At 66.6% G+C, this 3,538-nt stretch carries 5 protein-coding genes; 1 reads left to right on the top strand and 4 read right to left on the bottom strand.

The genetic code is table 11. The annotated features are described in order from the left end of the window. Positions 1-689 (top strand): hypothetical protein (locus ACIQ6O_RS14610; protein ID WP_396208514.1); only part of this gene is annotated, 689 nt, incomplete at its 5' end. Here the strand turns inward: ACIQ6O_RS14610 and ACIQ6O_RS14605 are convergent. From ACIQ6O_RS14605 to ACIQ6O_RS14590, 4 genes are all read right to left on the bottom strand, one after another. Further along, entirely contained in the window at positions 686-1,345 is a 660-nt protein-coding gene (locus ACIQ6O_RS14605; RefSeq protein ID WP_396208513.1) for a cyclase family protein, read from the bottom strand. The two genes, ACIQ6O_RS14610 and ACIQ6O_RS14605, sit on opposite strands and share 4 nt — an antisense overlap. Positions 1,346-1,383: 38 nt before the next feature. Beyond that, positions 1,384-2,346 carry an MBL fold metallo-hydrolase gene (locus tag ACIQ6O_RS14600; RefSeq protein WP_396208515.1) on the bottom strand — a complete coding sequence of 321 codons (963 nt, stop codon included), beginning with the start codon at positions 2,344-2,346 and terminating at the stop codon, positions 1,384-1,386. Between the two features lie 7 nt (positions 2,347-2,353). Next, entirely contained in the window at positions 2,354-3,073 is a 720-nt protein-coding gene (gene bshB1, locus ACIQ6O_RS14595; RefSeq protein WP_396208512.1) for a bacillithiol biosynthesis deacetylase BshB1, read from the bottom strand. 280 nt (positions 3,074-3,353) lie between these two features. After that, positions 3,354-3,538 (bottom strand): FAD-dependent oxidoreductase (locus ACIQ6O_RS14590; protein WP_396208511.1); only part of this gene is annotated, 185 nt, incomplete at its 5' end.

Here is a 3,538-nt window from a genome sequence, read left to right as displayed (position 1 = left end):
TTGCCGGTGTCTCCGCGCTCGGGGCGAGCGTCGGCAGCTTCGCCGGGATCTACGCCAATGGTGGCATCTGGGACGCCCTCATCAACGGACGCCAGAGCAAGTCCATCGGACATGTGGCGCTGGCGGGCGGCAAACTGGTGGAGCTGCAGCGAAAGCATGCGCGCATGAGCGTGCTCGAACGATCGGCGCATTCCGACGAACTCCGACTGCGACTCGAGAGCGTAGAGGGCACACACCTACTCGTCGGTGAAGACGCGATGCGGGCCGCACAGCGACTCATGCCGACCGTGAACCGATTCGGGGGCTCTCGAGCGAAGGTGCAGGAGGCGGTGCAACTGCTCGATCAGGCGGGCGATCCAATGCGCGTATGGACGAGTGTGCAGCAGCGCAGCGGATGGCAGCCGGGCGATGATCGTTGGGGGGTGCCGGCGAAAACCTGGCACTCCGACAAACGCTCGATGGTGCGAAAGATCCCCGGCGCCCTCCACACGCTCGACGTCCGCGACCGCCTCGCCCTCGAAATGGCGCTGCACGAGGAAACCGAACGCCGCGCCATGGAAGGCGAACTGCAATTGCTCGAGCAGGCGTGGCGTGAGGCCGAGGAGATCGCGAAGATCGCCGATGCGATGTTCACGCCGGCGCAGATCGAATCCCGCATCGAAGCGCTGCGCGGGAGAGGCGACAGCTAGCCCCGCACCACACTTCGCAGCAACGCCCGCACCGGCGCCGCATCCGCGCCATGCACCGACAGTGGCGGCGCAAGCAACTCGTACGCGCCAGGCGCCACATCACGCAGGTCGAGATTCTCGAGCACGAACGCGTTCTGCCCCAGCAATGCATGATGTACGTCGAGCGTCTTCGACTCGCGGCGATCCACGCTCGGTGCATCCACGCCCCACAGGCGCAGCCCCTGATTGCTCAGCCACTCCGCGGCATCGCGCGTGAGGCACGGCCAGTCGGCGGGGAAGGTGCCTGCGGCCACCGAATAGCCGGTGCGTAGTAGCACACGCAGCGGCACGATGCCGCCGAGCAAGTCGATGACATGCATTACGTCGAGGTCCTGCGACACCGGCCAGTCGGCGGGCAGCGCCACCACGCGCGCCGGTCCCACGAACGCCTCGAGCTCCAGCGCTTCCGAGGCGGGCCACGCCGAGTGCACGTGCAGCGGCGCATCGGCGTGGGTGCCCACGTGAAAGCTCGTGGTGACGGCGGCGAGATTCACACTGTCGCCACTCTCGCGTCGGCAGGTCCACCCGCAATGAAACGGCTGGTCACCGGGCCACTCGGGGGTGGCGGCCCCCATGGGCACGGAAATGTCGAGGAGCTGCTGATTGCGAAGAGACATGGGCAACAATCTACCGAGAAGCCGAGGACATGAATCGGCTAGGGGGCGGCCCGTCGAACGAGAAAGCGCACATCGCCGACCGTGACCCGCTCCCGTTCACCGTCCACCTCGCGTACGCCGCCTCCCCGTCGCAACTCACCAACGGCATCGGCCACCACCTGCAGGCGGGCAGGGGATGCCGATACCGTATTGTGCGCCGGTAGCACCCGGCGCAGCGACGGCGCGAGGGCGGCCAATCGCTGCATGGTCTGCTCGTACGCGCCGATGTCCGTCTCGGCGGCGAAGAACCACAGCGTCGACTCGTAGAAGGTATCGCCGGTGAAGAGCAGGCCATTGGCGCGGTCGAGCAGGACGATGGCATCGGGCGTGTGCCCCGGCGCCGCCACGATCTCCAAGGTCCGTCCACCAACGGCCAGCGTATCGCCGAGCTTCACGCGTCGCGTCACCTGCCACGGCTGCGAACGAAACGCTGCCGTATCGGCACCGCTCGGCGCCGCGCCGCAGAACGCCGTGGGCGCTACCTCATCCGCGATGCGCTCGTGTGGCTTGCCCGCCTCGTTGGCACGCGTGAACGGTGTGTCGAGCGCGAGCACCTGGTCGAACTCGTGATTGGCCCCCACGTGATCGAAGTGCGAGTGCGAATTGAGCACGCGCACCGGCAACGCGGTTAGCGCCTTCACCACGGGCGCCAGCGGAACCAATCCGATGCCGCTGTCGAAGAGCACCGCGCTCGAGTCGCCCACGATGAGATACGAAATCGCCTCCTGGAACTGTCGCGGTTCCGTGATGGCGAAGACGCCGGGCTCCACCTGGTATACCTCGTGCCACGCGCTCGGGACATCCACGCGAGCAAAGCCGCGGTTCTCCACGCGCGGCAGCTTGTCGCACCATGTGCCGGTCGCCGCCGACGTCGCAGGCGTCTCACCGCCCGGCTCCGGACGCGGGGCGCTGCAGGCGACACACCACCACGCGGCCGCTGCGACCAATACGCGATGTCGCATCACGCGATCAGAACGTGGACACGCCAAGCGACGTGACATCGGCCACTTCCATCGTCTCGTCGGTGAAGAACGGCTCGCCGTACTGCTGGCGGATGAGCGACCCGTAGTGGGCCGCGTGATGCCGTACGATGTCGTACAGCGGCTCGCCATTGGGGTACACTTCGCCGGCCTGCGTGAGCCCGTCGAACTGTGAGCCGTACACCTTGATCGCGGCGAGCTTGCGCTCGAACTGCGCCGTGATGTCCACCACGAACGTGGGCTTGGTGTAGTCTTCCCGATAGGCGATCACATGCAGCAGCTTGAGCGGCCGGAACGCCTCGTGCTCGCCCGGCGCATACTTGCGAAGCCCCGCCAGAAAGCACGCATCGCGAACGAGCTCTGTCGTGCGACGATGATCCGGGTGTCGCCCACGCGGCGCCGGCGCAATCACCACCCGCGGCCGCAGCTTGCGGATCATCTGTACCAGCTTGGCGCGCGTGGCGTCGTCGTTCGTGATGCCCGCATCGGGCAACCCGAGATTTTCTCGCACATGCACGCCCATCAGCGCACGCGCCGTTTCCGCTTCCTGCGCCCGCAATTCGGCCGACCCACGCGTGCCCATCTCCCCCTGCGTGAGATCGAGAATGCCGACACGCTTACCGTCATCGACGGCCTTGATGAGCGTGCCCCCGCAGGTGAGCTCCACATCGTCGCGATGGGGACCGACAGCCAGAAGATCCAGATTCATACCGAAGCTTCGCGCGATACGGCGGCGTGCGCCAGTCGGCGAGCGCCGGAAGCTCGTGGGACGGAAGCTCGTGGGACGGAAGCTGAAGAAACGGAAGCGAAGGGCACGGAATATGGAACCACGAGAAACGCCCCACGCGAAGCGACAACGGGAACCACGCGATCGCGCAGTTCCCGTTGTTGCATATCCCGTAGCACAAGCTCCCGTAGCACAAGCTCCCGCAGCACAAGCTCCCGCAGCACAAGCTCCCGTAGCACCAGCTTCCGCAGTCCCGCTGTTCCTACGACCCCGCCCGAGCCAGGTACGCCGCCACCCGCTCCGCCACCTGCTGTCCGCTGGCGATGCAGTCGCCCACGCTCACGCCGTTGCGGTAGTTGCCGGCGAGGTAGAGCCCCGGGTTCTGCTGCTCGGTGGCATCGGCGGCATCCTTCACGGCCTGATAGCCCACCGTGTACTGCGGAATCG

It is taken from the genome of Gemmatimonas sp. (genome assembly GCF_044345575.1).
GTDB lineage: Bacteria > Gemmatimonadota > Gemmatimonadetes > Gemmatimonadales > Gemmatimonadaceae > Gemmatimonas.
Note: the sequence above shows the minus strand (reverse complement) of the source record. Positions and strands in the feature narration are given on the sequence as shown.

What these genes read in the sequence shown, in the direction of transcription:
- ACIQ6O_RS14600 (WP_396208515.1), bottom strand. Translation starts at nt 2,346, where the DNA reads ATGCGACATCGCGTATTGGTCGCAGCGGCCGCGTGGTGGTGTGTCGCC.
- bshB1 (WP_396208512.1), bottom strand. Translation starts at nt 3,073, where the DNA reads ATGAATCTGGATCTTCTGGCTGTCGGTCCCCATCGCGACGATGTGGAG.
- ACIQ6O_RS14605 (WP_396208513.1), bottom strand. Translation starts at nt 1,345, where the DNA reads ATGTCTCTTCGCAATCAGCAGCTCCTCGACATTTCCGTGCCCATGGGG.